The 26,291-nt window shown below is 66.7% G+C and carries 24 protein-coding genes; 6 read left to right on the top strand and 18 right to left on the bottom strand.

Annotated elements, in window-relative coordinates:
* Position 1 precedes the first annotated feature (1 nt).
* From AB0J29_RS06705 to AB0J29_RS06685, 5 genes are all read right to left on the bottom strand, one after another.
* Complete coding sequence (locus AB0J29_RS06705) at positions 2 to 904, bottom strand: TAXI family TRAP transporter solute-binding subunit (protein ID WP_364780599.1); 903 nt, start codon at positions 902 to 904, stop codon at positions 2 to 4.
* The gene (locus AB0J29_RS06700) at positions 904 to 2,328 is read right to left on the bottom strand and encodes a HAMP domain-containing sensor histidine kinase (protein ID WP_364780376.1); all 1,425 of its coding nucleotides are present in this window, start codon (positions 2,326 to 2,328) and stop codon (positions 904 to 906) included. The genes AB0J29_RS06705 and AB0J29_RS06700 overlap by 1 nt, the downstream gene beginning before the upstream one ends.
* Before the next feature lie 304 nt (positions 2,329 to 2,632).
* Positions 2,633 to 3,292 (bottom strand): response regulator transcription factor, encoded by a 660-nt coding sequence (locus tag AB0J29_RS06695; RefSeq protein WP_364780373.1) that lies wholly within the window; start codon positions 3,290 to 3,292, stop codon positions 2,633 to 2,635.
* Between the two features lie 46 nt (positions 3,293 to 3,338).
* Positions 3,339 to 4,742 (bottom strand): MFS transporter, encoded by a 1,404-nt coding sequence (locus AB0J29_RS06690; protein WP_364780370.1) that lies wholly within the window; start codon positions 4,740 to 4,742, stop codon positions 3,339 to 3,341.
* A 259-nt stretch (positions 4,743 to 5,001) separates the two neighbouring features.
* Positions 5,002 to 5,820, bottom strand: a complete 819-nt coding sequence (locus AB0J29_RS06685) for an LLM class F420-dependent oxidoreductase (protein ID WP_364780596.1) — start codon at positions 5,818 to 5,820, stop codon at positions 5,002 to 5,004.
* A gap of 177 nt (positions 5,821 to 5,997) precedes the next feature.
* Between AB0J29_RS06685 and AB0J29_RS06680 the strand changes: the two genes are divergently transcribed.
* Entirely contained in the window at positions 5,998 to 6,441 is a 444-nt protein-coding gene (locus tag AB0J29_RS06680; protein ID WP_364780593.1) for an Hsp20/alpha crystallin family protein, read from the top strand.
* 69 nt (positions 6,442 to 6,510) lie between these two features.
* Here the strand turns inward: AB0J29_RS06680 and truA are convergent, their stop codons facing one another.
* The 10 genes from truA to AB0J29_RS06630 all read right to left on the bottom strand — a co-directional run bounded on the left by truA (position 6,511) and on the right by AB0J29_RS06630 (position 13,958).
* On the bottom strand, positions 6,511 to 7,572 hold the full coding sequence (gene truA, locus AB0J29_RS06675; RefSeq protein WP_364780367.1) for a tRNA pseudouridine(38-40) synthase TruA: 1,062 nt from the start codon (positions 7,570 to 7,572) through the stop codon (positions 6,511 to 6,513).
* Positions 7,573 to 7,793: 221 nt separating this feature from the next.
* On the bottom strand, positions 7,794 to 8,321 hold the full coding sequence (rplQ, locus tag AB0J29_RS06670; protein ID WP_364780364.1) for a 50S ribosomal protein L17: 528 nt from the start codon (positions 8,319 to 8,321) through the stop codon (positions 7,794 to 7,796).
* 50 nt (positions 8,322 to 8,371) lie between these two features.
* Positions 8,372 to 9,430: a DNA-directed RNA polymerase subunit alpha gene (locus AB0J29_RS06665; protein ID WP_364495831.1), complete on the bottom strand. Its 1,059-nt coding sequence runs from the start codon at positions 9,428 to 9,430 to the stop codon at positions 8,372 to 8,374.
* Between the two features lie 184 nt (positions 9,431 to 9,614).
* A complete protein-coding gene (rpsD, locus tag AB0J29_RS06660) occupies positions 9,615 to 10,220 on the bottom strand; it encodes a 30S ribosomal protein S4 (RefSeq protein ID WP_364780360.1) in 606 nt (201 codons plus the stop codon).
* A 20-nt stretch (positions 10,221 to 10,240) separates the two neighbouring features.
* The gene (gene rpsK / locus AB0J29_RS06655; RefSeq protein WP_364495837.1) at positions 10,241 to 10,654 is read right to left on the bottom strand and encodes a 30S ribosomal protein S11; all 414 of its coding nucleotides are present in this window, start codon (positions 10,652 to 10,654) and stop codon (positions 10,241 to 10,243) included.
* 10 nt (positions 10,655 to 10,664) lie between these two features.
* The gene (rpsM, locus tag AB0J29_RS06650) at positions 10,665 to 11,036 is read right to left on the bottom strand and encodes a 30S ribosomal protein S13 (RefSeq protein WP_364780356.1); all 372 of its coding nucleotides are present in this window, start codon (positions 11,034 to 11,036) and stop codon (positions 10,665 to 10,667) included.
* Positions 11,037 to 11,211: 175 nt separating this feature from the next.
* Positions 11,212 to 11,325: a 50S ribosomal protein L36 gene (gene rpmJ / locus AB0J29_RS06645; RefSeq protein ID WP_040686659.1), complete on the bottom strand. Its 114-nt coding sequence runs from the start codon at positions 11,323 to 11,325 to the stop codon at positions 11,212 to 11,214.
* 136 nt (positions 11,326 to 11,461) lie between these two features.
* Positions 11,462 to 11,683: a translation initiation factor IF-1 gene (gene infA / locus AB0J29_RS06640; protein WP_003418601.1), complete on the bottom strand. Its 222-nt coding sequence runs from the start codon at positions 11,681 to 11,683 to the stop codon at positions 11,462 to 11,464.
* Positions 11,684 to 12,810: 1,127 nt separating this feature from the next.
* Positions 12,811 to 13,350, bottom strand: a complete 540-nt coding sequence (locus tag AB0J29_RS06635; RefSeq protein WP_364780353.1) for a hypothetical protein — start codon at positions 13,348 to 13,350, stop codon at positions 12,811 to 12,813.
* Between the two features lie 278 nt (positions 13,351 to 13,628).
* Positions 13,629 to 13,958: a hypothetical protein gene (locus tag AB0J29_RS06630; RefSeq protein ID WP_364780350.1), complete on the bottom strand. Its 330-nt coding sequence runs from the start codon at positions 13,956 to 13,958 to the stop codon at positions 13,629 to 13,631.
* Between the two features lie 2,476 nt (positions 13,959 to 16,434).
* Between AB0J29_RS06630 and AB0J29_RS06625 the strand changes: the two genes are divergently transcribed.
* The gene (locus AB0J29_RS06625) at positions 16,435 to 17,736 is read left to right on the top strand and encodes an AAA family ATPase (protein WP_364780347.1); all 1,302 of its coding nucleotides are present in this window, start codon (positions 16,435 to 16,437) and stop codon (positions 17,734 to 17,736) included.
* A 275-nt stretch (positions 17,737 to 18,011) separates the two neighbouring features.
* On the opposite strand, the gene AB0J29_RS06620 is transcribed toward AB0J29_RS06625, so the two are convergent.
* On the bottom strand, positions 18,012 to 18,986 hold the full coding sequence (locus tag AB0J29_RS06620) for a helix-turn-helix domain-containing protein (RefSeq protein ID WP_364780344.1): 975 nt from the start codon (positions 18,984 to 18,986) through the stop codon (positions 18,012 to 18,014).
* Between the two features lie 100 nt (positions 18,987 to 19,086).
* Here AB0J29_RS06620 and AB0J29_RS06615 point away from each other — a divergent pair, with 100 nt between their 5' ends.
* Both AB0J29_RS06615 and AB0J29_RS06610 read left to right on the top strand, forming a co-directional pair.
* A complete protein-coding gene (locus AB0J29_RS06615) occupies positions 19,087 to 19,518 on the top strand; it encodes a VOC family protein (RefSeq protein WP_364780341.1) in 432 nt (143 codons plus the stop codon).
* Positions 19,519 to 19,568: 50 nt separating this feature from the next.
* The gene (locus tag AB0J29_RS06610; RefSeq protein WP_364780338.1) at positions 19,569 to 20,009 is read left to right on the top strand and encodes a hypothetical protein; all 441 of its coding nucleotides are present in this window, start codon (positions 19,569 to 19,571) and stop codon (positions 20,007 to 20,009) included.
* Between the two features lie 84 nt (positions 20,010 to 20,093).
* Here the strand turns inward: AB0J29_RS06610 and AB0J29_RS06605 are convergent, their stop codons facing one another.
* Positions 20,094 to 20,555: a DUF4254 domain-containing protein gene (locus tag AB0J29_RS06605; RefSeq protein WP_364780334.1), complete on the bottom strand. Its 462-nt coding sequence runs from the start codon at positions 20,553 to 20,555 to the stop codon at positions 20,094 to 20,096.
* 212 nt (positions 20,556 to 20,767) lie between these two features.
* Here AB0J29_RS06605 and AB0J29_RS06600 point away from each other — a divergent pair, with 212 nt between their 5' ends.
* Both AB0J29_RS06600 and AB0J29_RS06595 read left to right on the top strand, forming a co-directional pair.
* A complete protein-coding gene (locus AB0J29_RS06600) occupies positions 20,768 to 21,577 on the top strand; it encodes a GntR family transcriptional regulator (protein ID WP_364780331.1) in 810 nt (269 codons plus the stop codon).
* Between the two features lie 30 nt (positions 21,578 to 21,607).
* Positions 21,608 to 22,201, top strand: a complete 594-nt coding sequence (locus AB0J29_RS06595) for a GNAT family N-acetyltransferase (RefSeq protein ID WP_364780328.1) — start codon at positions 21,608 to 21,610, stop codon at positions 22,199 to 22,201.
* Positions 22,202 to 22,226: 25 nt separating this feature from the next.
* Here the strand turns inward: AB0J29_RS06595 and eccCa are convergent, their stop codons facing one another.
* Complete coding sequence (eccCa, locus tag AB0J29_RS06590; RefSeq protein WP_364780325.1) at positions 22,227 to 26,288, bottom strand: type VII secretion protein EccCa; 4,062 nt, start codon at positions 26,286 to 26,288, stop codon at positions 22,227 to 22,229.
* Positions 26,289 to 26,291: the final 3 nt, after the last annotated feature.

The following is a 26,291-nucleotide window of genomic DNA, read 5'->3' as shown; positions in this document are numbered from 1 at the left end:
CTCAACCGTGTCGCCGTCGGTACACCGCCGCCGCACCCGGATGCAACGGGATGGAATCGGTTCCGATGAGCGAGCGGGTATCGAGGAACTGGGTGCCCGCCGCCTCGGCGGGCACCAGCCGGTCCGCACAGGAAACCAGCAGATCGACGATCGCCCCGGCCGCGGCATCGGACATGGTCGGGGTGGCGAGCAGCAGATTCGCGACGCCGACCGTGCGGACCGAACGCCCGCTGGCATAGGCGTCGGCGGGAATCTCGACCAAATCGTAGAGATGTCCGAAGCGTTCCCGCATCGGCGCGGCCAACTCGCCGAGTTCCACCAGCCGCAACCGCGGCACATCGAGTGCGTCGGTCGGTACACCGCCGGCCCATAGCAGCGCATCCAACTCACCGGATTCCACACCCGCCACCGCATCGCGCAGTGGTCGATGCGAAACATCCACATCCGAAACGGGATTCACCCCCGCTGCCCAGAGCAGCCGCTCACCGGTCACCGCCGCGCCGGATCCCGCGGCCCCCAGATTGACTCGGGTCCCGCGCAAATCGGTGACCTGCTGAATCGGCGCGTCCGACCGCACGACCAACTGCAGATAGTTCTCGTAGACCCGACCGAGCGCCACCATCGGAGCCCGCTCACTCTGCAACGAATCCGCCAGCGTCAGCGCGGCATCCACCTGGCCGTTCGCCAACATCGCCAGATTCTCCTGGGACCCGCTCGTCGTCACCGGATCGATCCGGACCGTCCCCACCTCCGCGGCCACCGTCGCGAGCAGTTCCGCGAATGCTTGATAGAAGCCGCCGACCTCGCCCGAGGCCACTCGCACCCGCTCCGGACTGCCAGCACAGCCAACGGCACCGGCCGCGACCCCGAAGACGGTGAGCGCCAGGAACTTCCGCCGCCGCATCACGACCGCACCGCCTGCGGCAGCCGGATCTGGATCGCGAGACCGTGTGGCTGCACGGGGCGCACGGACAAGGTGCCCCCACGCGCCTGGGCCAATGCCGCCGCGATCGGCAGGCCGAGCCCCGAACCGCCGGACGACGCACCGGAGCCGCGGAAGAACCGGGTGGTCAGCTTATCGATCTCCGCGGGCTCGACACCGGAGCCATTGTCACAGACGGTCACCGTCACCCAGCCCGGTTCGGCATCCACCACGATCACGGTTTTCGTGTCGGGTCCGGCATAGCTGCACGAATTGCTCAGCGGCACATCGAGAATCTGGGCGAGTGCATCGGCGGAGACCGCGGTGTCGGCCTCGGCCACCTGCGATTGCACCCGCAAGTCCTGTCCGGCATTCTCGTAGGCGGAGTACCAGGCGTCGACCCGATCGGCAGCCACTTGTACCGCGTCGCAATAGTTTTCGGGGTCGGATGAGGAGCGCGCGGCCTCGAAGGCGGCGGGCGTCTCCGCGACCGCCAAACTCAGCAGGCCATCGAGCAGTGCGGTCAGCCGTTCGACCTCCGCACCCGCGCCGCGGAAGGTGGCCACCGCGCTCTCCGGAATGCCGGACTCCAGCGAGTCGAGACGAATCATCAAGGCGGCGAGAGGATTTCGCATGGCATGCGCGGTATCGGCGACAAGCTGACGTTGCGCATCCGCGGAATCGGCGACGGCCAATGCCATGGCATCGAAGGATTCCGCGACCGCCCGCATCTCCGGCGGCCCGCCGTAGTGGCGCGCGATCGAGACGTGCGCGGCGGCCTCGGCGCGCGGCTTCGGCAGGGTCGCGGTCAATTCGGCGACCGCCTGTGACAGTGCCGCCAGCGGACGCAGCACCCAGCGTGCCAGACTCAGCGCCAGCATGGTGAATACCACCATGGCCAGCACCGCTCCGACCGCGATCACCGCCCAGGCACCGGCGATATCACGCCGGGCGCGAGCGGTGGATGCCTCGATCACCACCGCACCGTTGACCTGCACCCCGGTACCGACGGGCCGGGCGATCAGCACCGTAGGGCCACTCCACGGGGTCAGCCGATAGACCGGCTGGGGCCGCTGATTGCGGCGTGCCGCGGCAACGGCGGCCGCGACAGGGTCGGCGGTCGCGTCCACACCCGCATTCACCGTCCGTGCACCGCGGGCATCGACCACAAGCACGTTTTCCCCGTAGAGATCGTGATAGCGCTCGGCCTCGTCGGCCAATACCCGGCTGTCCCCCTCGGCCACCGCGGCATTGGCGAGGCTGGCGAACCGGTCGGCATCGCCGGAGCGATCGGCCATGAATTCCTTGGTGCGGCTGGTCGCGAAGGTCAGCGAAAGCGGTACCGCGAAGGCGAATACCGCAATCGCAGCGAATACCGTCAGCGCGACGAGTAGTCGTCTGCGCATGCCCGGGCTCCGCTCCTGTTACAGCATGTCTGGAACCCTTTCGGCATTTCCGGACAGCGTCTTTCTCGGATGTCCTCCGTGCGCATCACGAGACCGCGCACCTCGGTTTCCGCTTCCTCCGGGCTGGTTTCACCCGCACCAGCGCGTGGGCCAGCGCCGTCGACGTGCACGGACATCGGTCGCCAGAGCTTGCGCTTCGACGCCCGGACCCGCGACGGTGTCGGTGCCCCGGATAGACGGCAGTCTGCCACAGGGCACCGGCAATGTGCTCAGACGCCATCCGGTGTCCGTCGGACCGGCACGATCACTGGCCCCAGCGGTAACCGTAGCCGCGAATCGTCGTAATCAGCCCAGGTCGGTCCAATTTCGCACGGAGTCCAGTCATGTGCACATCCAGTGAGCGCGATACCGCGACGAACGCATCACCCCAGATCCGATCCATCAACTGCTGGCGGCTGACCGCGGCACCGGGCCGCTCAACCAGTGCCTCGACCAATTCGAATTCCTTCTGGGTCAATGCGATCGGCCGCCCGGCCACCTCGACGACCCGGGCCGCAAGGTCGACCCGCACATCCCCGGTGACCACCTCGGCCCGCTCCGGTTGCGATCCTGCGGCCGCGCGCCGCACCACATTCTCCAACCGGGCCATCAATTCCGCGATCCGCGGCGGCTTCACCAAATAGTCGTCCGCGCCGCCGCGCAGTCCGCGCACGATCGAGCGTTCGTCGCTGCGCGCGGTCAGGATCAGCACCGGCACGGAGCTCACCTCGCGCAGTTGGCGCAGTACCTGCAGACCGTCACCATCGGGCAATCCGAGATCCAGGATGACCACGTCATAACCGCGGTGCGCGATGAGCAGATCGGCGCCGCGGCGCTTGCGGTCGGCCTGATAACCGCGGGCGTTGAGCGCCTCTACCAGCGCATCGCCTACACCGTCATCGTCCTCGACCACCGCAAGCCGCACACGCCGATCCTCGCACAGCAGTGGAGCGACGTGTGCGGTCGGGCCGTCAGGGTCGAGCGCGGACACGGCCCGTCCCGGTGGCCGAGGTATTCGCCTTGGTGAGCGAGATATCGTCCGCGGCAGCGGTGTCGGCATCGATGGCGGATCCGGTCGAGGTCTCCCGCATGAACCAGTAGGTCAGCAGCGAGATTCCGATGCACCCGGCGACGTACCAGAAATACAGCGATTCATGGTTCGCCTGCTTCAGCGACAGCGCGATGGTTTCGGCCGTACCGCCGAAGATCGCGACGGTCAGCGCATACGGCAGGCCGACGCCGAGCGCGCGGATCTTGGTCGGGAACAGCTCGGCCTTCACAATGGCATTGATCGAGGTGTAGCCGGTGATGATGACCAGAGCGCCCATCATCAGCGCCCAGGCGGCGATCGGATTCTTGGTATGCGCGAGCACACTCATGATCGGCACGGTGAACAGGGTGCCCGCGACGCCGAAGAAGATCAGCAGCTTGCGGCGTCCGACGCGGTCGGACAGTGCGCCGGCCAGCGGCTGCAACACCACGAAGACCAGCAGCGCGATGAAGTTGATCCACGAGACCGTCGACTTCGAGATGCCGGAGGTATTGATCATGAATTTCTGCATGTACGTCGTGTAGGTGTAGAACGCGACGGTGCCGCCGAGCGTCAGCCCGATCACCAGCAGACATTCCCGCGGGTACTGCAGCAGCATCCGCAGCGAACCGCGGTCAGGCTGTTTCGCATCGGCGCGCTTCGCGGCCGGAGCACGCTCGGCCTCGACCTCGGCTTCGAAGTGTTCGGATTCGTCCATGCTGCGCCGCAGCCACATCACGACCAACGCGGCTGCCGCACCGATTAGGAACGGAATGCGCCAGCCCCAGTTGTTCATCTGAGCATTGTTCAGGAACTGCTGCAGGATGATCTGCACGCCGAGCGCCACCAACTGGCCCGCGACCAGCGTGACGTACTGGAAACTCGAATAGAATCCGCGCTTACCCGTCGAGGCCACCTCGGACAAATACGTTGCGCTGGTTGCGTATTCGCCACCGACCGAAAGGCCCTGCAATAGTCGGGCCAGCAAAAGCAGTACCGGCGCGGCGATTCCGATCGTCTGGTATCCGGGCGTGACCGCGATGAGCAGCGAACCCGCCGCCATCACCGTCACCGACAGGGTCAGCGCCGAGCGGCGGCCGAACCTGTCGGCGTAGCGGCCGAGCGCCCAACCGCCGAGCGGCCGCATGAGGAAGCCGACCGCGAAAACCGCGGCGGTGGATAGCAATTGCGCGGTCGAATCGCCCTTCGGAAAGAACGACTTCGCAAAATACACGCTGAATGCGGCATAGACATACCAGTCGTACCACTCGACGAGATTGCCGATGGATCCGCGCAATACATTCGCGACCACCCGGCGCTCGCTGACAGGTTGTGTCGTAGTCACAAGATCTCCTTCTTCGACGCGGCCTTGCACCGGTCGGAGATCAGTGTGTGCGCAGTCACAGCACGGATGGAAGCGCAGGGCGCCCTTTCTAACGCTGTCTTAGGACGATTGCCGTCGGTTACGGCCGGAACCTCGCGAGCGAATCGGGAAACCGATGTTCATCCCGTCCGGAACCGACGCCCGGCGTCTGCTCGACCCGCTTCAACAGGCCCTACCGGGCGATCGGCCGATAACTCGGGCCGATTCCGCCCGCGCAGGACTATTTCGCAAGCAGTGGCGCCAGCGTGCGCAAAGTGGCGGCTTCGTCGGCGAGGACTTGGAGCACGATGTGATCGGCGCCTGCGGTCAGGTGCTCCGAGAGCCGATCAACGATCGAATCCGCGTCGCCGTGGGCTACCAGGGCGTCGATGAGACGGTCGCTGCCGGGTTTGGTCAGGTCGTCGTCGGTGAAGCCGAGGCGGCGGAGGTTGCTGACGTAGTTCTGGAGGTCGAGGTAGAACTCGACCCGTGGGCGGGCGGTGGTGCGGGCCCGGACCGGGTCTTCGTCGAGGACCACCTTGTGTTCGGTGGCCAGCAGCACACCCTCGCCGAGCACGGCGCGGGCGCGGGCGGTGTGTTCGGGGGTGACGAGATAGGGCAGCGCGCCGGCGGACCGCTCCGCCGCCAGCCGCAGCACGCGCGGACCGAGGGCGGCGAGGGCGCGGCGCTCCTTGGGGACACCCGCGGTATCCAGTTCGTCGAAGTATTCGACCAGCGCGTCGTAGGGCTTGCGGTACTCGCCCTGGTGTTCGGGGTGGCCCGCACCTACGCCGAGCAGGAATCGGCCCGGAAAGCGCGCGTCGATCCGGTGGAACGACTCCGCGACCTGCTTCGCGGGCGCCGTCCAGATGTTCACGATGCTGGTCGCCACGGTGATCGAGTCCGTCGCTTCGAGCAGCGGCTCGATTTCGGGCAGGTCGGCGGGCGGTGACGCACCGAGCCACAGCGTGCCGTAGCCGAGTTGTTCCAGCTCCTGCGCGTCCTCCGGGGTGAACCCCTGGTGACCACGCCAGACACCGAACCGTCCGAGATCTTCCATCACCATGTTTCGAGCCAACCTCGCTGGCATCGTTCGTATTCCGACCTGGGAATCAGGGTCGAAACCTGAACATAACGGGTTAGCACTCTCAATCTCAGAGTGCTAGCTTGGATGGTGCACAGCTTCCGGCGCCTGTCGCCGCGGCAGGCGTCCTCTAGTGAAATGGAGGTGATTGCTGTGCTCCGGTTCGATCCATTCCATGACATCGACACCGTTGCCCGCCAACTGCTCGGCGAATCCGTCGGGACGACTCGCGCGCCACGATTCATGCCGATGGATCTGTTCAAGACAGGCGATCATTACGTACTCAACGCCGACCTGCCCGGTGTTGACCCCGGCTCGGTGGATGTGAGCGTCGACAACGGCACCCTCACCCTGCGCGCACAGCGCAGCCTGCCGAGTGATGAAGGCGTCCAATGGATTGCGTCCGAGCGCTTCGCCGGCACCTATATGCGCCAACTCAGCCTCGGCGACAATGTCGATGCCGACAACATCAGCGCGACCTACAACAACGGCGTGCTCTCCGTGACGCTTCCGATCGCCGAGAAGGCCAAGCCGCGCCGCATCGAAATCTCCGGTTCCAGCCAGCCGCGGACGATCGAGGCGGGTTCGTCCGGCTAGATCGGTGGGGTCATGCTCCCGCACCGCCCCGCGCCCGCCGATTCACGGTGCGGGAGCGCCCAAGGAAGATCAGCCGCCGCAGCAGCCTTCGGTTGGGACAGTACGCATTTCGCGGGTTTGGGCATTACGCGCGGCAAGGCCGGCATCGTCCGGATAGTCGACAGCGATGAGACTCAGACCATGCGCGGGCGCCACGGTGACCGAACTCGAGCGCTCGGTTTCCTGCAAAAGCGCGGCGACCCAGTCGGGTGTGCGACGCCCCTCCCCCACCGCGAGCACCGCACCCACGAGGCTGCGCACCATGGACCAGCAGAACGCATCCGCGCTGACGTAGGCGGTGAGCAGATCACCTTCGCCCTGAGCAGAGCCTGCAGAGCGACCAGAGGACACAACCCAATCGAAGCGCTGGAGCTCGCGCACGGTGGTCGCACCATCGCGGCGGCGGCAGAATGCGGCAAAGTTGTGCAGGCCCAATAACTTTCGCGATGCTTCGCGCATGGCCTCGAGATCGACGTCCTGGCGACAGGCGACAACACTGCGAGCCTGCAGCGGCTCGGCACCATAGGGTGCGGTGGTCAGCCGGTACGCATAGTGGCGGCGGATCGCCGAGAAGCGTGCGTCGAATTCGGGCGGTGCGACGCGAATATCCTTGATCCGCACATCTTTCGGGAGAAATCGGGCCATGCGATGGATGAGCTTGGTCGCATCCGGTTCGGCGCCGATATCGAAATGCGCGACCTGTCCCTCGGCATGCACACCGGCATCGGTGCGGCCCGCGACGGTCAATTGGATCGGCTCGCGGAACACCTTGCTCAGCGATTCTTCCAACACGCCCTGCACCGTGCGCAGACCCGGCTGTCGCGCCCATCCGATGAAATCGGTTCCGTCATAACTGATATCGAGCCGCACCCGGACCGAGTCGGCTTCGGACTCCACCCGCGCATCGGCTGCCGCGGCCCACCGGACGCCCGCCGAATCCGCCGGCGCGGACTCGCTCGACGCCATCGACAGCACGGCCGAATCCGCCGAATCCTCGTCGGTCACAGCTGCGCCTTCGGTTCCGTCGCTAACGCTCGGCTCCGCCGCGACCGACAGTGCTGCGTTTTCGGCTCCCTCGCTGCGCTCGGTCACGACTCCGCCTCGCTAACGCTCGGCTCCGCCGCGACCGACGGTGCTGTGTTTTCGGCTCCCTCGCTGCGCTCGGTCACGTGCGATCTCCTAGTCGATACGAACGCGCGGTGCGGCCGGAACCACGCACCACACGAAACCCGATGTCAGCGTTGCGGTCTCGGATACGAACGAGCCCGCCGACCCACAGGGGCGGCGGGCTCGTTCGAACTCCAACGCGAACGTCAGGCGTCCTTCTTGTCCTCAGCGGCCTCGTCGGCAGCGGGAGCCTCGGCCTCGACGGTCTCGGCGACGGCCTCTTCGGCCTTCTCCTCGACCACGGTCTCGGCGACGGGCGCCTCGGCCTTCTTGGACGCGGCAACGCGACGGGCGCGATCGGCCTCGTTGGTCACGGTCTTCTCCCGGACCAGCTCGATGACCGCCATCGGCGCATTGTCACCCTTGCGGGGCAGCGTCTTGATGATGCGGGTGTAGCCACCCTCGCGGCCCTCGAACGACGGACCGATCGAGGCGAAGAGCTCGTGGACGACATCCTTGTTGCGGATGACCTTGAGCACCTCGCGCCGGTCGGCCAGGGTGCCGGCCTTCGCCTTGGTGACCAGCTTTTCGGCGTAGGGGCGCAGCGCCTTGGCCTTGGCCTCGGTGGTCGTGATCCGACCGTGCTCGAAGAGCGCCGTGGCCAGATTGGCGAAGATCGCCTTCTGGTGCGACGCCGACCCGCCGAAGCGGGCACCCTTCTTGGGCTTGGGCATTGTTTGTTCTCCTTAGAAGAGGCCGGGACCGGGGCGCCTACCCCGGCGGCCTAGAGCTGTTCGGTCTCGGCGTAGTCCTGCTCGCCACCATCGGTGTCACTGAACGTGCCGCTGTCGCTCCACGTTCCGGTGCTCGCGTCGTAACCCACCACAGACGAAGGATCGAACGTAGCCGGGCTGTCCTTCAGCGAGAGGCCGAGCGCGTGCAGCTTGACCTTGACCTCGTCGATGGACTTCTGGCCGAAGTTGCGGATGTCCAGCAGATCCGATTCGGTGCGGGCGACGAGTTCGCCGACCGTGTGCACGCCCTCGCGCTTGAGGCAGTTGTACGACCGGACGGTGAGGTCCAGATCCTCGATCGGCAGACCGAACGAGGCGATGTGATCCGCCTCCGCCGGCGAGGGGCCGATCTCGATGCCTTCGGCTTCGACATTGAGCTCACGGGCCAGACCGAAGAGCTCGACCAGGGTTTTGCCCGCGGAGGCGAGCGCATCCCGGGCGGTGATGGAGTTCTTGGTCTCCACGTCCAGGATCAGACGGTCGAAGTCGGTGCGCTGCTCGACACGGGTGGCCTCCACCTTGTAGGTCACCTTGAGCACCGGCGAGTAGATCGAATCCACCGGGATCCGGCCGATTTCCGCGCCGGACGCCTTGTTCTGCACCGCCGGGACATAACCGCGACCGCGCTCGACGACGAGCTCGATCTCCAGCTTGCCCTTGTCGTTCAGGGTGGCGATGTGCATATCCGGGTTGTGCACGACAACACCGGCAGGCGGCACGATGTCACCCGCGGTGACTGTGCCCGGGCCCTGCTTGCGCACGTACATCGTGACCGGCTCGTCCTCCTCCGAGGACACGACCAGCCCCTTGAGGTTCAGGATGATGTCGGTGACATCCTCCTTCACACCGGGAACGGTGGTGAACTCGTGCAGGACACCGTCGATGCGGATGCTGGTAACCGCGGCCCCCGGAATCGAGGACAGCAGGGTACGCCGCAGCGAGTTGCCGAGGGTGTAACCGAAGCCCGGCTCGAGCGGTTCGATGGTGAACTTCGAGCGGTTCTCGGCGACGACCTCTTCGGTCAGCGTCGGACGCTGTGAAATCAGCATTAGGATCATCCTCCTGTACGGGCGCCCACTATTTGACGCCCACGTCTTAGGGGTTGTGCGTGATCGGCTGACCCTTTCGAGCGACCTGCAAGCAGTCGCTACGGCTGGGGGAGACGATCACGCACCAGCAGCGAAGCTGCGCGTGCATGCCGCCCAGGGTATCCGGGGACGGCTCGCCGAAGGACTACTTCGAGTAGTACTCGACGATCAGCTGTTCCTGCAGCGGCACATCGATCTGGGCGCGCTCGGGGAGCTGGTGCACCAGGACCCGCAGCCGGCCCGGGATCACCTGCAACCAGCCCGGAACCGGGCGGTCGCCGATGGTCTCGCGCGCGACCTGGAACGGCAGCGTGCCGAGCGACTTCTGCTTGACATCGATGATGTCGTACTGGGTCACCCGGAAGCTGGGGACGTTCACGGCCCGGTTGTTCACCAGGAAGTGACCGTGGCTGACCAGCTGGCGAGCCTGCCGACGGGTGCGCGCCAGACCGGCGCGGTACACGACGTTGTCGAGGCGGGTCTCGAGCAGACGGAGCAGGTTGTCACCGGTCTTGCCCTTGAGGCGGTTGGCCTCTTCGTAGTACCGGCGGAACTGCTTCTCCATGACGCCGTAGGAGAAGCGCGCCTTCTGCTTCTCCTGCTGCTGGAGCAGGTACTCGCTCTCCTTGATCCGCGCGCGGCCGTGCTGGCCGGGCGGGTACGGGCGACGCTCGAACGCCTGGTCGCCGCCGACAAGGTCGACGCGCAGACGACGCGACTTACGGGTGATGGGGCCTGTGTAACGAGCCATTTTTCGTTATTCCTTTCCCGCTAGACGCGACGCCGCTTGGGCGGACGGCAGCCGTTGTGCGGCTGCGGGGTGACATCGGAGATCGTGCCGACTTCCAGGCCGGCGGCCTGCAGCGAACGGATCGCGGTCTCGCGGCCCGAACCCGGTCCCTTGACGAAGACGTCGACCTTCTTGACGCCGTTCTCCTGCGCCTTGCGGGCCGCGTTCTCGGCGGCGAGCTGCGCGGCGAACGGGGTCGACTTGCGCGAACCCTTGAAGCCGACGTGGCCCGAGGACGCCCATGAGATGACGTTGCCGGACGGATCGGTGATCGACACGATCGTGTTGTTGAACGTGCTCTTGATGTGCGCGTGGCCGTGCGGGACGTTCTTCTTTTCCCTGCGACGCGCTTTCTGGGTCTTCTTGGGGCCGGAGGCCCGACTCTTCGGAGGCATCCTTTATCCCCTACTTCTTCTTGCCTGCGACGGTGCGCTTCGGGCCCTTGCGGGTGCGCGCGTTGGTCTTGGTGCGCTGGCCACGCACGGGCAGGCCACGACGGTGACGCAGACCCTGGTAGCAGCCGATCTCGATCTTGCGCCGAATGTCGGCCTGCACCTCGCGGCGCAAGTCACCCTCGACCTTGAGGGCCGAACCCTCGATGTAGTCACGCAGCTGCGTGACCTGCTCGTCGCTGAGGTCCTTCGACCGCAGGTCCGGGCTGACGCCCGTCGCCTCGAGGATCTCGTTGGCGCGGGTACGGCCGATGCCGTAGATGTAGGTCAGCGCGATCTCCATGCGCTTTTCGCGCGGAAGATCGACGCCCATGAGACGTGCCATGTGGCAGGTTCCTTAATCGTTGCGGAGGTCTGCTCCCTGTCCGTCCCCTCGTCTTGGTGGGGCCCCGGCCTCCGGTCCGGGGGTGCGCGGGCACAGTGTGTGCCCGCTGGCGCTGGGAGGTCTTCTTCAGTTGGCCAAGCCGATCAGTGATCGGTGCCCGGCTGGTGCCGCGAACTCAGCCCTGACGCTGCTTGTGGCGCAGGTTCTCGCAGATCACCATGACCCGACCGTGACGGCGGATCACCTTGCACTTCTCGCAGATCTTCTTGACGCTCGGCTGAACCTTCACGTCCGTCCAATCTTGTTCGGTTCACACGGGTGTGAACACAGTTTTTCCCCAGCCGGAAGACTGGGGAGGTCTTTGCCGCCGCGCTGGGCGGCGAGCCAGGTGAATCAATTCGGCGAGCAGAAGTCACCCACCCGATTCACTTGTAGCGGTAAACGATGCGGCCGCGCGACAGGTCGTAGGGCGAAAGCTCGACGACCACACGGTCCTCGGGAAGGATGCGAATGTAGTGCTGCCGCATCTTTCCGCTGATGTGCGCGAGAACCTTGTGCCCGTTCTCGAGCTCGATCCGGAACATCGCATTGGGCAGCGGCTCGACAACTCGACCCTCGACCTCGATGGCCCCGTCTTTCTTCGCCATGTCCTCCGCGATCCCGGTTTACGCTCAAACCTGGTTTGATTGCCTTGTATCTGATTCCATGTAACCCATCGGTCGACCGATCGGCGACATGCAAACAGTCGGCGCGTAGGTGCACCGCCGACCAAGCTTACCGGGTCAATCGCGGGCAGGCCAATTCACCCTGGTAACAGATGGAGCGAACGCCTATTGTTGCGCACCCGGTGCGCATGCGGCGGGTGCCCGGACCCGCAGTTGCCAGCCTAGTCATGGTGCGCGGGGCTGCGGCGCCGCCCCGCGTTGGAGTCGTGGTCGTCGCGCCAGCGGAAAGACACCGTCGGCGCTGAGATCGGAAGTCGGCCGCTGATCGCCGTCGAGGTTTTGTCGTCATCCACCCCGACCGAGCAGGAGCACGTCGGCGACGGCCAGTCCGGCATCCCCCGCCCGCCGCGCGCAGATGGCTCGACCGCTCGGCGCAGAGAGCCGACGGAACACCCGTCGCGGCGACCTCCCGTACTGGCTCGCATGGCGATGGCTCGGCAACAGATCGCATGGGATGCGGTGGAGCCCGGTCGCCACCCTGACAGGGATGCGTTGGGGAACGCCGGAGAAGGAGTTCTGCTCGCCGGATATAGCGGCCCCCTCGCCGGGGACGTCCGATCCGGCCGCGCTCACCCGGCACCTGACGATACCCGCCGGAATCGTGGGGTCCAGGTCGCGGTACGGCACAATGATGTTGCGGCAGTGGCGGGTTGGTGTCCCTCGGCATTGATCCGTCGACCACGTTGGGCGGGCGAGGCGACGTGGACGTGCCTTCGCGCCGCTGGTCGGCACCTACCGGGTGCTCAGCGACCGCCGGAGATCAGGATCGAGACGGAACTCCGGTGCCGAAGCAGACGCGCGGCAATCGGCCGCGCAGAGTGATCGCGGTCATACATCGCGGCACCTCGCGGCGTGCGTATCGAGAGGTGTGTCGGGACCGATAGGTCTCGCGAAAGGGGTTTGAAAGCCGGTCATTCCGGCCTACTCCCCACCCGTGATGGTGCAGAGTCGTCGCGTAAACTGACCTCGAGCCCAGGAATAAAGGTCGAGCAGATCAAGGGGGACGTGTGAGCCGTAATAACGACGGCCTCCCCATGCTGCCCCCGTGGCTATCCGAGAGCGATGTCACCGGCGGCTACGAAGCGCCCGTACAGAATCTGCCACCCGACGACATCATCGATGAAGCGCCTTCGCGGCGTGGACGTTCCAAGCGCGCGCCGGAGACGGAGCGTCCCGAGCCCGCGCGCCGGGACAAGCGCCGGTTCGGTCGCCGCAAAAATAAGGACGAGCCCGAGGAGCAGCGCCCCGGTTCGACGGGGCGTGAATTGTCCGGGCCCGGTTTCGAACTGCACAGCGGACCAGGTGGTTTCCAGAGCCCGAACGCCTTTCGCGGACCCGAACCCCAGCACCGCCCCGAACCCCAGCACAGCCCAGAACCCCAGCACAGCCCAGAACCCCAGCGCGGCCCAGAACCCCAGCGCGGCCCAGAACCCCAGCGCGGCCCAGAACCCCAGCGCGGCCCAGAACCTCAGCGCGGCCCCGAGCCAGGGGATCCACACCGACAGGGTCCGCCGCAGCACGACTCGAGTCCCCATGCACGTCCGGATGAGGCCGCGCAGGGTGCGCCGCGCCCGGAAAACGGTTGGCAAGGCGGCACCCCGCTGCCGACCCGCAATCCGCGCCAGCCCTCCGCGGGCTTCGATCCACTCGGCAGTAGCAGGCCGCCGACGGCACCGTCGCAACCGCTGGTGCCGCTCCACCCTTCCGACCCTCAGCAGCCCGCTGCCAACTATCAGCAACCGGGCGCTACCCAAACGTCTCCGGCCCAGCCGCTCGGCGCTACGCAATCGCCTGCCGTCCAGCACCCAGGTACGGGCCAACCGACCACGGCCGCAGCGCCGCCCGCGTCCGTCGAGGAGACGGTGCGCTACCAGTCGTCGCGCCCCGACCTGCCGCCGCCACCGAACCAGGCCGCCGCACAACCGTATTCGCCTGCCGCACCGCCGCAGCCGCCGACGACCGAGCGCCCCGGCATGCCGCCGTCCGGCGACTTCGACGCCCCGCCGCCATGGCTCGATACGCCACGCACCGAAGAAGGCCAACCGTCCCCCCACGCGGCTGGCATGGACCCGCACACCCGCGCGGCCTCGGCACCCGACCAACCCGGCCCAACTTCGACCGAAAACCGATCGAACAACGGCCAACTCACGCCACCGTCACGGCTCGACGCACCACACGCGCCGACCTCGCCCGGCATCGACGCACCGTCGGCACGGCTCGATGAACCGCACGCACGCGGTATCGATGGCCCGCCGACTCACCTCGACGAACCACAACCACACGGCCCGCAGGGAATCGACGGCCCGCCTTCGCGACTCGACGAACCCCGTCCACAGGGCTCTCATGGCATCGACGGACCGCCCACACGAAGCGATGAACCGCGCCAGCACGACCCGCGCGGAATCGACAGTCCATCTTCGCGACCAGACGCGGGACGTACGGACAGCTCGGGGGGCCCCGGACTCGAGTCGAGCCGGGCCGGCTCGGACGGCGGCGATGGCCGGGCGGAACTGTTGGACGCCGCGCGTCCGCTGGTCTCGCAAGGTGACGATGGCCCACCGCCTTGGCTCGCGCCGGAGCAGCCGACGTCGGATCAGACCGTTGCTGCGCAAGGGGCTGCGCGGACCGGGCAGCGGCCCGAGTTGCCGCCGCCACCAGGGGAATTCGATACCTCCTCGGCGGGCTCCGGTGTGCCCTCGACTGCTGGCGTAGCGGGTGACTCCGGCTCGGCAGGCGCGACGGCGAGCGATGAACCGAATCCGGTAACCCGCACGGATCAGGATGGCTCGGCGCGAACTCTCGGTGCCGAGCAGGACGCGAACGACGCCGTGGGTTCCGCCGCAGGCACGGGAACGGGCGATCGTGCGGAATCCCCCGGTGCGACACCGATATTCGATTCCGCGACGGTTGATCCGACCCGACGGTCGGGTGGCGCCGCACGGGTGCCCGGCACCGCCTTCTCGGAGTACGGACCCGCACCACACGATCGCGCCCAGGATTCCGCCGTCCGCCCCACTGCGGACGGATCCCCTTCGGGCGCAACATCATCTGCGAGCACTGGTGTGGCGCACGACTACGGTCAGTACAGCCGGGCGACACAAACCGACGACGATTCGGCCTCCGGGCAGATGCCCGGCCCGGGGACCGCACCCCAGAGCCAGGGTGGCCAGTTCAGTCGCCCCGCGTCCGCACCACAGGCACCCGGTAACGACTTCCAGCGTCCTCCGTCGGCACCGCACGCACTCGGCGGCGACTTGCAGCGACCGCCCTCCGCGCCGCAGGGAGCAGACTTTCAAGGGCATACCGGCGCCGGGGAGCCGGAGTCCGGTCGGCCGCAACGCGATAGCCCGAATCCAGCCGGTTCGGGTTCGGAGGGACCCCAGGCATCGGGCGATGAGCCGGGACCTCTGGGCGCGGGACCGCAGGGAACCGCGACCGAATCCCCGCAGCCGACCGGGACGACGGTGCAGTCTGGTTCCGATGCGGCGCAACGGGTACGTGGGTTGGCTACGCCCGGTTGGGCCGCGCACCCGGTGCCCGGAACGACGGGCGTATCGATGCCTATCGGTGGACGGCACCGGCTGCCAACGGAGATCGACACGGCCGAAGGGTCGAGTGGGTCCGGCGATGCTGCCGCGCGGGCGACTGATACTGCCAGCGATCAGCAAGTTCCGACCGGCGAGCAGTCGACACCGCATGGGCCCGGCGATCGAGGAAGCGCAACCGGAGCAGCGCAATCCGCAGTAGCCGAGGGGCAGAGCAGCGACCACAATGCGCCCGGGTACGCGCAACCCGAAGCGGGACCGCAAGCCCCGGGCACCGACCAACCGAATGGTCAGTGGCACGACGGAACTGGGTATGCACAGCCGTCCACCGAGCAAGCACCGGGCGGCGACCCGGCCGCGCCGGGGCAGGGCGGCCCCGGGTACGCGCAACCCCCAACCGGGCAGGCACCTGGCAGCGACCAAGCGGCATGGCAGCACGGACCCGGGCCGGCAGGGCAAGCACCCAGCGGCTATCCGGCCGCGTCGTGGCCGAGCGGCCCTGGGTACGGGCAACCGTCCACCGCGCAAACACCGGCCGGCGATCAGCCAGGCTCAGCGCGGCCGAGCGGACCCGAGCCTACGGGGCAAGCACCCGGTGGCGATCACGCACCGTGGCACAGTAGCTCCGCGCCTACGGGGCAAGCACCCGGCGATCCAGCACTATGGCAAGGCGGACCTGCGCCCAGAGGGCACAGCACTGACCAGGCACCGTCGCAGAGCGGCCCCATAGGGCACGCACCCGGCGGTGACCAAGCGCCATGGCAAAGCGGAACCGGCCCAACGGGACAAGCTCCTGGCGGCGACCACGCGCCGTGGCAAGGCGGACCCGCACCCACGGGCCAAGCACCCGGAAGCGACCAGACGCCGAGCCAGAGCCGACCCAGCCCCACCGGGCAAGTCCCCGGCGGCGACCACGCGCCGTGGCAAGGCGGACCCGCACCCACGGGCCAAGCACCCGGAAGCGACCAGATGCCATGGCAGAGCGGACCCGTGCCCGCCGGGCAACAAGTTGCCGGGGATCAGGGACCGTGGCAGGGCGGCCCTGCGGGGCAGGCACCGCGGCAAGGCGAACCCGGACCAACGGGCCACGCCCCCGGCGGCGACCGAGCACAAGGCGCGCCCGGACCCGTGGGGCAAGCAGTTGGCGACCAGGCACCATGGCAGGGCGGCCCGGGACATACCGGCCAAGCGCCCGGTGGCGATCACGCACCACGGCAAGGCGCGCCCGGATATGGCCAGCCACACATCGGGCGGGCGCCGGAGGGTGAGCAGTGGCAGAATCCGGCGGCGCGGGCCGCGGGACAGCAGTCGCCGACGGGTGCGCAGCCGGACCAATGGCAGCAGGGGCACGCACCGACAGGACAGCAAGGGCCCGTTGGGGATCCGGCCGGCTTCGGCCAACCGCCCGCTGGGTCGCAGGGGCCAGGATATGGGCCGTCCGGGTATCAGCAGGGTGCCCAGCATCAGTCTGGACAGCCTCCGCAGCAGCATCCGCACGGACCGCAGCCCTCACTCGATGACGTGCCGTTGCGGCGTGCGAAGAAGTCGCCGAGCAGTGGGTGGCGCAAGGCCGTGCACCATGTGTCCGGCGGCGCGATCAATCCCGGAATGTCCGCGGAGGAGTTGCGGCTGCAGGAATTGGTCGCGCGGATCCGCCAGCCGGTGCGCGGTGATTATCGGATCGCGGTGCTCTCGCTCAAGGGCGGTGTCGGAAAGACCACCACGACAATGGGTCTCGGATCGATCTTCGCCTCCATCCGCGGTGACCGGGTGATCGCGGTCGATGCCAATCCGGACTTCGGCACACTGTCGCAGCGGGTGCCGTTGCAGACCCGCTCCACCGTGCGTGATCTCCTGCTCGATCCGACGATCGAGCGCTATTCGGATGTGCGCAGGCATACCTCGCAGGGCACCAGCCGCTTGGAAGTGCTTGCCAGCGAACGGGATCCGGCCGCATCGGAGGCATTCAACGACGAGGAGTACCGCGCGGTCGCCCGCATCCTGCAGCGGTTCTACAACATCATCCTGACCGACTGCGGTACCGGACTGATGCATTCGGCCATGGGCGGCGTGCTCGACCTCGCGCATTCGCTGGTGCTGATCTCCTCGGCCGCGATCGATGGTGCGCGCAGTGCGGCGGCGACACTGGACTGGTTGTCCCTGCACGGCCACGACCATCTGGTCCGCAATGCGGTCGTGGTGATCAACCTGCCGCGTGAGGGTTCCCCGAATGTCGGCATCCAGCAGTTGCGTGAATACTTCCTGTCGCGCTGCCGCGCGGTGCACATCATCCCGTACGACTCGCACCTGTCCGAGGGCGCCGAGATCGATCTGCACCGCCTGCACAAAACCACCAAGCGTGCGTACGTCGAACTCGCCGCGACAGTTGCCGACGAATTCGGCATCGATCACCGCCGCTACCAAGTCTGACCAGCAGCGGATGCGGCGCTGCGTGTTCGCGGCTCTCCTGATGCGTCTCGTGCCCGAGCCGTCGCGACTCGGGCTGAGTCCGATGGCCGCCACGGCATCTGGTCGCCCGCCGGGCGCCGCCCGTCGGCGTGGGTCCGGCCTGCCACGTGCCTGATCGCTGCCGAGCGCTTGCCCCGTCGATCCGGGTCGGCGCCTCCACACGTGCATGGGACTGGCCGCGAAAGCCGGTCGAAACACGCGCTTCGTTGTGGTCACCGACGCCGTAATCATGCTTTTCACCAAGATAATCGGGACGCGCGCACCTCAGCGATGGATCGTCCGCGGCGGCGGCGGAACAGTCCGCGCAGGGTGCCCGCGTTCAGGTAGCCGACCTTGACCGCTATCGCGTCGACGGTCAGGGTCGTGGTGCGCAGTAGCTGGGTGGCGCGTTGCAGCCGGACCTCGTGCACGAAATCCCTTGGCGACATCCCGATTTCGGCTTGCGTGGCGCGCTGTAGGGTGCGTTCGGTCACGCCGAGCCGATGCGCCGCATCGGCGATGCGGAACTGCTCGGCGATATGGTCGCGCACCCAGCGCTCGAATGCGGCGACCAGGGAGTCATTTCGGGCGATCACCTCGGGAATCGCGGAGTCGCTCTGCGTTCGGCGATCGCCGACCACCAGATATCGGGAGGTCAACTCGGCCAGGGTCGGACTCTGCGTGGCGATCAGCGAGAGCGCGAGGTCGATATGCGAGAGCGTGGCCGCCGCGGTGGTGAGCCGATCGGCCCGGCACAGGATTCGGCTCTCGTCCAGGTCGATGCGCGGATATCGGCGCCGAAAGGCCGGGCCGAGCCACCAACTCGTCGTTGCCACCGCACCGTCCAGCACACCGGCCTCGGCCAGATAGAAAGTGCCGGTGCAGGCCGCGGCGAGATGGGCGCCGGATGCATAGGCGCGCGTCATCAATTGCAGCACCGGCCGATTCGCGGGTGCGGACACCAAGCCGATCAGACCGTCCGCATCCAGGACGCCCGAGGCCGGAATGACGATCAGGCCGACGTCATCGGGCAGTGCGGTCATCGGTGTCGTCTGCACGTGGAAACCGTGTGCTGTGCGCACGTGTTCGCCGTCGGCGACGATGTGCAACCGCCATGGATCGGGTGCCGACTCGAGCTCCTCGCGCCGTGCGTTCGCGGTGGCGAAGGTCTCCAGTACGGCGGTGAGTCCGAGATCGGCGACGCCGTCCTGCACAAAGACCGCAACATCCATGTCGCAAACAGTACTGAATATGTCGTTTCCGACACTCGGAAGCGCGGATAAAGCGGCTTACTGTTCATACTGCTTACCCGGCCTGCCCTACGGAGTTCACATGACGATCGTCGAAACCACCGGTATCCACCACATCCGCCTGACCGTGACCGATATCGACCGCTCCAAGGTGTTCTATCGCGACGTGCTCGGTTTCGAGATCGCGGTGGAATCGCCTGGTCGGCCCGAGGACCCGCACGTGCGGACCGATCCGGCCCAGTTCTACGGTGGCGTCGTATTCCACACGAACGGAATGCTGTTCGGATTACGCCCGGTGGCCGATCCGAGCGACACATTCGATTCCGACCGCGTCGGGCTGGACCATCTCAGCTTCACCGTGCCCTCGGTCGACGATCTGACCCGCACCGCCGCCCGGTTGGCCGAGGCCGGAGTCGAACACGGCGAGGTCACCCCGCTGGCAGCGCTCGGCATCGCGATCCTATCCTTCAGCGATCCCGACGGCATCCACCTCGAGCTCACCGCACCGCTGTGAACGCGCCTGCGTACTGTAGGAACCCGACGTTCCGTCGGCATCCGACTCTGGTGCATACGTATACCGGCTCGGCACTGCCCAGCACCAGCGAACTACTGTGCGCGCTGAGCGGAAAACAGGTCCGCGGACACGTCTGCCGATGGTCGCACGATCTGGTGCGGTTGCACCGCATCACCCGCGAGCATCCCGAGCAAGCGGCCGTAATCGACTGTATCCGAACGGAATTGGTTGCCAATATCAATACCTGGGCAACCGAGCATCTGACGCTGGGTACCGATAGCCGCCGCGACGCCGAACTCGGCGACATCATCGATCGCATCGCGGCCGCGGCCGACCGCGCCTTTCACCTGCTGATGACCGATGATCTGACCGGCGAACATATGCACGTGGCGTGGACGCGACTGGCCGAGTTACGGATCGCCTACAGCGACTTGGTCCGCGAGGCCGAAGACGGGCGCTGGCGTCTCTCGCCCAGCACCCGACGCCGGTGAGCTGACCACGCGCACCGCTTTCGGAATAAGCAAGGGGCCTCGGCTACCTGATAAGGCGCCATGGCCCCTCGTCAACCCGGGTCGTCACCACTCCGGGAGTCGCCGCCGCCCCGCAAGTACATCGCGCACCAAATCGTCGTAGGCATCGGCCAATTCGGCCAGATGATGCCACGCGCCGTGCAACTGCTCGTCGTCGGCGGCCAGGGTCATCAACGCGTGGTGCGCGCGGACCGAGGATTCCGCGATCCGGTCGATGACCGAGCCGACGGTTTCGGTGTGTAGCGTCGCGCCGAGCCGGTGCTGCGGCACGCTGCGCGCCACCCAGTCGTCGATCGCCATCACCAATTCGCTTCTGCGACGCTCGATTTCGAGGATCGTCGCCGGATCGGTCGATACGGATCCACCGCGACCGACGAGCCGTCTCTCGTGCAGAATCGCAAGGTCACGGGCGAACCAGAGCAGCGGACCACCGACAACTCGGTGACCACGACACGCCCGAACAAGTAGATCCGAGGTGGGAACCAGTCCGGAATTCAGGGACTGCACCGTCGAATCGACACACCGCAGTGTGCCTGGAAGAGCCATCACAACCGTAGATGAATCCGAACCTGCCACGTTGCCTCGCCGTCATCGCCGCACAACACCTGGATCAGGACTTCATTACAATAAACCTCTGAAGGCACCTGTCAAGGCTTACGGGGCCGTAGGGAGTCACGAAGAGTACACTTCGTTACCTGCACGACTGACCGAGGAGCAAGATGGCGGACGGTCCGACGTACCACCGGATCGCAGACCTCCTCCGCGAGGAGATCCGCGCAGGCAAGTGGAATCCGGGCGATCGGTTGCCCAGCCATACCGAACTAGCCGATCAAATGCTGGTTTCGATCACTACCGCGCGCAATGCCATTCAGGTGTTGGTCGCCGAAAATCTGGTCTACACAGCTACTTCCCGCGGCACGATAGTCCGCAACCGGGAAGTCCTGGAATCGGTTCTCACCGACCATATTCGTCCGGATCGACCACAGTCGGCCCACGATATTTTCGAAGAGATCGCCCGTGCCGCACATCGCGAGCCGACCAAGGAATTCAGCGCAAAAATGGAACCGGCGAGCCCGGAAGTGGCGCACTGGCTAGGCGTGCCGGAGGATGCCTGGGTCTTGGCCAGGACAGTCGTCCAGTTCCTGGATAACGAGCCGTGGTCGTGGGAGGTCAGTTTCTATCCACGGGACCTGGCGGAGGCGACCGGCATCGACTCGCCACACGATATTCCCGAGGGCACGACACGCCGGCTGGCCGACCGCGGCCATGCCGAGACCGCACACCGCGACACGCTCGTCGCCCGCCCGGCCAGCGCCGAGGAGGCCATCGTGCTCGGTGTCGCGACCGGCACCATCCTGCTGGACCATCTACGCATCGGGGCCAACCACGAGCGCATCACCAGGGCCACCAGGCACCGGTCGATCGCCACCCGCAACCGGCTGGCCTATGAACTCGGCGATGACGCGGGCAGCAACGTGATCCGACACACGCTCGGCATCTCCTACCGGCCGGGGATCTCGCTGCCATGAAAAACGTTCCGCCATGAATACGGTGCAGTCATGAATAGCATCCGCCGGGCGGCCCAGAGCGATCTCAGCACCATCTGCCGGCTCCGGATCCAGCGCACGGCCTGGCTCACCGCGCGCGGCTCCGATCAGTGGACCGTCACGGCCCGCGGCCTACCCATCGAGATCTTCGCGCAGGCGGTCGGCGAAGCACTGGACGCGGGCGAGACCTGGATTGCCGAGGTGGCGGGGGAACCGGCCGGGACGATCACCGTCAACAACCGCTCGACCCCGGGGCTGTGGTCGCCATGGGAACTGGCCGACGCGGTGATCGTCCATTACATGATCGTCGACCTCCGCTTCGCCGGCCAGCGCATCGGTCACCGGCTACTGGCCCACGCCGCATCGCTTGCGCGCCAACGACAACGCCACTGGGTCCGGCTCGATGCCTGGACCACCAATACCGATCTGCACGACTACTACCGCGGCGAAGGCTTCCACCTCGCCCGGATCGCGGGCCCGGCCACCTCGGGACCGTCCCGCGCGCTGTTCCAACGCCGCTCCGACAGCTGGGCATTCGAGCCGATGACACCAGTGCCGACCCCGGTACCGCAGCCGGCGCCAGAGGCGCACAGCGGCGGCAGATAAGCGACTTCTCATCGCGACGTCGGTATCAGAGCGGCGGCAAGTACGCCACCTGCACCATCTCGTTTTCCCGGCTACGTGAAATGAGCGTTCCGCGTCCCGGCGGCAGTTTGGCGGAGCGGATGTCGCCGAGGATCTTGCCTTCGTCCTTGGGGGCACTCATCAGCAGTGCGTCCACGGACATGTCCTTCATCGTGCCGAGCACCTTATCGAACATTGCGCGGCCGGCGCCGCCGGAGCGTCGAGTGATGATCAGGTGCAGACCGATGTCTCGGGCTTGGGGGAGGTATTCCAGCAGTGGCTCGAGTGGGTTGCGACCGCCGGTGACGACCATGTCGTAATCGTCGACAACGATGTAGATTTCCGGGCCGGTCCACCAGCTGCGGTCGCGCAGTTGTTGGGGGGTGATGTCGTTGGCCGGGATGCGTTTCTGCAGGTAGCCCGCGACTTCCTGGATCATCGGGAACGACGTTTGCGCTGAGGTCGAGTAACCCGCCAGTTGGGCGCCTTCGAGTACGCCGAGCATGGTGCGGCGATAGTCGATGAGGATGACTCTGGCTTCCTCTGAGGTCGAGTTCTCCGCGAGGCCCATGACGATATTGCGCAACAGCGTGGTCTTGCCGCATTCGACGTCGGCGAAGGCCATGAAGTGTGGTTGTGCGTCGAAGTCCAGGATCACCGGTTCGAGCTCGGATTCGCCGAGGCCGATGGCGACCCGAGTCTTGCCGAGTTCGATTCCGCGGCGGCGGGTTTCGGCCTGCACATCGTCGCGGGGCATCTCCAGCGGCAGCATCCGGACCTGGGGTGCGTGGCGGTCGCCGTAGAGCTCGTTGAACTGTTGTTTGGCGCCGCTGATCCCGTCGGACAGGGTTTGCGGGTCGGAGTCGGAGTCCAGTCGCGGCAGCGCGATCAGGCTGTGCAACTTATCCGGCGTCAGACCTCGGCCCGGGCGGCCGATGGGCACGAGTACCGCGGTGCGCCGGTCCATTTCGGAATCCGCCGGATCGCCGAGGCGCAATTCGAGCCGGGTGCCGATGAGATCCTTGATCGCGGGCCGGATTTCGGGCCAGCGGGTCGCCGAGATCATCAGGTGGATGCCGTAGGACAGTCCCTGTGCCGCGACCGCGTTGAGCGCGGGTTCGAGCTGGTCGTATTCGGCGCGGATGGTCGGCCAGCCGTCGATGACCAGGAATACGTCGCCGAACAGATCCTCGGCCAGCGGGTCGGCGGCGCGCTCCCGCGGCGGCAGCTGGTTCAACTGTGCCTTGCGCTTGCGGAATTCGCTGATCGACTCGATGCCGAGTTCGCGGAAGCGCTCTTCGCGCTGGCGCAGCAACGTCGTCACTTCGGCGATGGTGCGGCGCACCCTATCCACTTCCAATCGGCCAGCCACCGATCCGACATGCGGCAGATCCGCGAGGCCGGCCAGGGTTCCGCCACCGAAGTCCAGACAGTAGAACTGGACCTGCTCCGGGGTGTGGGTCGCGGCGGCGGCCATGATGACCGTGCGTAGCGTGGTCGATTTACCCGACTGCGGACCGCCGACCACCGCCAGATTGCCCTGGCCCGCGGACAGGTCGACGACCAACACGTCGCGCCGCTGTTCGTAGGGCTTATCGATGACGCCGAGCGGCATCCACAGCTGGCCGTGCCGGTTGACCGGCGAACGCCAGTCCGGATCGGGCAGCAGCATATCCACCGAGGGAGATTCGTCCAGCGGCGGCAGCCAGACCTCGTGGGCGGGCCTGCCGTGTCCACGCAGACGGTCCACGACGACGCTCAACAAGGTCGCGGGCACCGCCTCCGTCGGGGTGGCGGGCGTCTCGATCGCACCGGGCGGCGGCGGTAGTTCAGGAAGTCCGCGAGGGGTGGCGGAAGTTCCGACGGGCCGCTCCTGCTCCGGCATATCGACCGGGCTCGCGGTGAATATCGCAGGCGATTGCCCGCCGATGACCCGGCCGTCGACCTCACGGGTGCCGCGCGGCGAAACATACTCCCCCGAAACGTAGCTCGCATTGAATCGGAGGGGGTCGTCGGCGTCGCTCTTGAGGTAGGCGGAGCCCGGCACGCTCGGCAGGTGGTAGGCGTCGGTGATGCCGAGGACCGCGCGAGATTCGTTGGCGGAGAATGTGCGTAGGCCGATCCGGTAGGACAGGTGGCTGTCGAGGCCGCGCAGCTTGTTCTCCTCGAGCCGCTGGGAAGCCAGCAGCAGATGCACTCGCAACGAGCGCCCGAGCCGACCGATCATCACGAACAGGTCGGCGAAATCCGGCTTCTGGGAGAGCAATTCGGAGAACTCGTCGACGATGACGAACAGTGCGGGCAGCGGATCCAATTGGGCGCCTGCTGCGCGCGCCTTCTCGTACTCGGTGACATTGGCGAAGTTGCCCGCCGACCGGAGCAGTTCCTGACGGCGGTTCATCTCACCGGCCAGCGCGTCCTTCATGCGGTCGACCATCGAAAGTTCTTCTTCGAGGTTGGTGATCACCGCGGCGACGTGCGGCAGCGAATCGAGACCGAGGAAGGTCGCACCACCCTTGAAGTCGACGAGCACGAGGTTCAGCAGGTCCGGCGAATGGGTGGTCACCATCGAGAGCACCAGCGTGCGCAGGAACTCCGACTTACCGGAACCGGTTGCGCCGATGCACAATCCGTGCGGGCCCATACCGTTCTCGGCGGACTCCTTGATGTCGATCTCGACCGGTGTGCCGTCGGGGGTGACGCCGATCGGCACCCGCAGTCGTTCCCGATCACTGCGCGGGCGCCAGACGACCGACGGGTCGATCTGCGCGGCATCCGGAATCTTCAGCAGCGCCATCAGGCCCGGATCGGTGCGGGTCTCGTCGCCGAGGCTGACCATCTGGGCGGCGGTCGCGACCCGATATCGCGCCAGGTCGCGGGCCAGAGCTTCCGCTTCGGCGATCGTCACGGTATCGGCGGTCGCGAATTTCTCGACGCCCACAGCGGATTTCGCGGCGACCATACCGTCGGTAACCACGAGTTGCAGACCGCGGCGCACTGCGAGACCCGTCTGCGGGGCGGTGAGATCGAGCACCGTCACCGAGTCGAGCCCGGCGTCGCTGACGATCCGCTCACCGCCGCTGACGTAACCGTCGTCGATGATCACGAGCAAGTGGATGCGGCCCGCGGTCGGCTGCGCGTTGCGCATGAAACGCCCGCGCTCCAGCAACTCCGCGGCCATGGATGTTTCGAGTTCGGCCAGCGAGCGGTACATCATTCTGGCCGAGCCCATCCCGTCACGATCGACCGGATGTTGCAGGTGCGGTATCCATTTCGCCCAGGACCAGGCCGGACTGTCGGGGTCGGCGCAGATGATGGCGACGGCCGCATGGTCCGGGCCATGAAATGCGATGAACTCCATCAACATCGCGTGTACCAGAGTGAGCGAGGCGGCACGCTCGCCTTCGATATTGATGGCGGGGAAGGCGCGCAGCGAGATCGCGGTCGGCAGCCCGTGCACCACCGAATGGGTGCGCACGAACCGGCGCAGGGCGACGGTCGACACCGGTTCCAAATCTTCCAGCGGACCGGTTTCGGGGCGGGCCAATTTGGTGGCCAGCCGGTGGCTGCCGATACCGACCCGCACATGCCCGAAATCGGGGTCGTTGGGCCTGCGCTCCCACATCCGCCTGGTGCCGACCACCGATTGCAGATCGGATGGCACCGGATGGCTCCACAGCAGGGTGTCGAGCTGTGCGTTACCGGTTTTGCGCACATCCTTGCGCACCTGGTCCAGGTAGCGGAAGTAGTCCTTGCGCTCCTCGTTCAACTCGGCGGCCTTCTTCGGTCCGCCGCCCCCGCGCATGCCAGCCATCATGCCGACCATCGACATCAGCATCATCATCGGGAACATCATCATGAACGGGTTGGCCAGCAGGTTGCGGCCCATCATGACCATCATCGCGATCATGCCGACGACGGCGACCACCATGACCAGCGGCATCAACTTCATCAGCAAGTTGCCCGGAACCGGACGATCGATCTCCGGCGGTGCGGACAGTGCGACCTCGCCACCGGGCGCGCGAGGTGGCGCAATGCGCGGCCGACGCACAAATCCTTCGGTTGACATGTC

Source organism: Nocardia sp. NPDC049707 (assembly GCF_040674855.1).
Lineage (GTDB): Bacteria > Actinomycetota > Actinomycetes > Mycobacteriales > Mycobacteriaceae > Nocardia.
This window is presented reverse-complemented; position numbering and strand designations above follow the sequence as displayed.

Bases quoted from the DNA above. Each gene is read 5' to 3' on its own strand.
- AB0J29_RS06705 (WP_364780599.1), bottom strand. From the start codon at position 904: ATGCGGCGGCGGAAGTTCCTGGCGCTCACCGTCTTCGGGGTCGCGGCC.
- AB0J29_RS06700 (WP_364780376.1), bottom strand. From the start codon at position 2,328: ATGCGCAGACGACTACTCGTCGCGCTGACGGTATTCGCTGCGATTGCG.
- AB0J29_RS06685 (WP_364780596.1), bottom strand. From the start codon at position 5,820: ATGGAAGATCTCGGACGGTTCGGTGTCTGGCGTGGTCACCAGGGGTTC.
- rplQ (WP_364780364.1), bottom strand. From the start codon at position 8,321: ATGCCCAAGCCCAAGAAGGGTGCCCGCTTCGGCGGGTCGGCGTCGCAC.
- AB0J29_RS06665 (WP_364495831.1), bottom strand. From the start codon at position 9,430: ATGCTGATTTCACAGCGTCCGACGCTGACCGAAGAGGTCGTCGCCGAG.
- rpsD (WP_364780360.1), bottom strand. From the start codon at position 10,220: ATGGCTCGTTACACAGGCCCCATCACCCGTAAGTCGCGTCGTCTGCGC.
- rpsK (WP_364495837.1), bottom strand. From the start codon at position 10,654: ATGCCTCCGAAGAGTCGGGCCTCCGGCCCCAAGAAGACCCAGAAAGCG.
- rpsM (WP_364780356.1), bottom strand. From the start codon at position 11,036: ATGGCACGTCTCATGGGCGTCGATCTTCCGCGCGAAAAGCGCATGGAG.
- infA (WP_003418601.1), bottom strand. From the start codon at position 11,683: ATGGCGAAGAAAGACGGGGCCATCGAGGTCGAGGGTCGAGTTGTCGAG.
- AB0J29_RS06630 (WP_364780350.1), bottom strand. From the start codon at position 13,958: ATGCCGGGCGAGGTCGGCGCGTGTGGTGCGTCGAGCCGTGACGGTGGC.
- AB0J29_RS06620 (WP_364780344.1), bottom strand. From the start codon at position 18,986: ATGGATGTTGCGGTCTTTGTGCAGGACGGCGTCGCCGATCTCGGACTC.
- AB0J29_RS06615 (WP_364780341.1), top strand. From the start codon at position 19,087: ATGACGATCGTCGAAACCACCGGTATCCACCACATCCGCCTGACCGTG.
- AB0J29_RS06600 (WP_364780331.1), top strand. From the start codon at position 20,768: ATGGCGGACGGTCCGACGTACCACCGGATCGCAGACCTCCTCCGCGAG.
- AB0J29_RS06595 (WP_364780328.1), top strand. From the start codon at position 21,608: ATGAATAGCATCCGCCGGGCGGCCCAGAGCGATCTCAGCACCATCTGC.
- eccCa (WP_364780325.1), bottom strand. From the start codon at position 26,288: ATGTCAACCGAAGGATTTGTGCGTCGGCCGCGCATTGCGCCACCTCGC.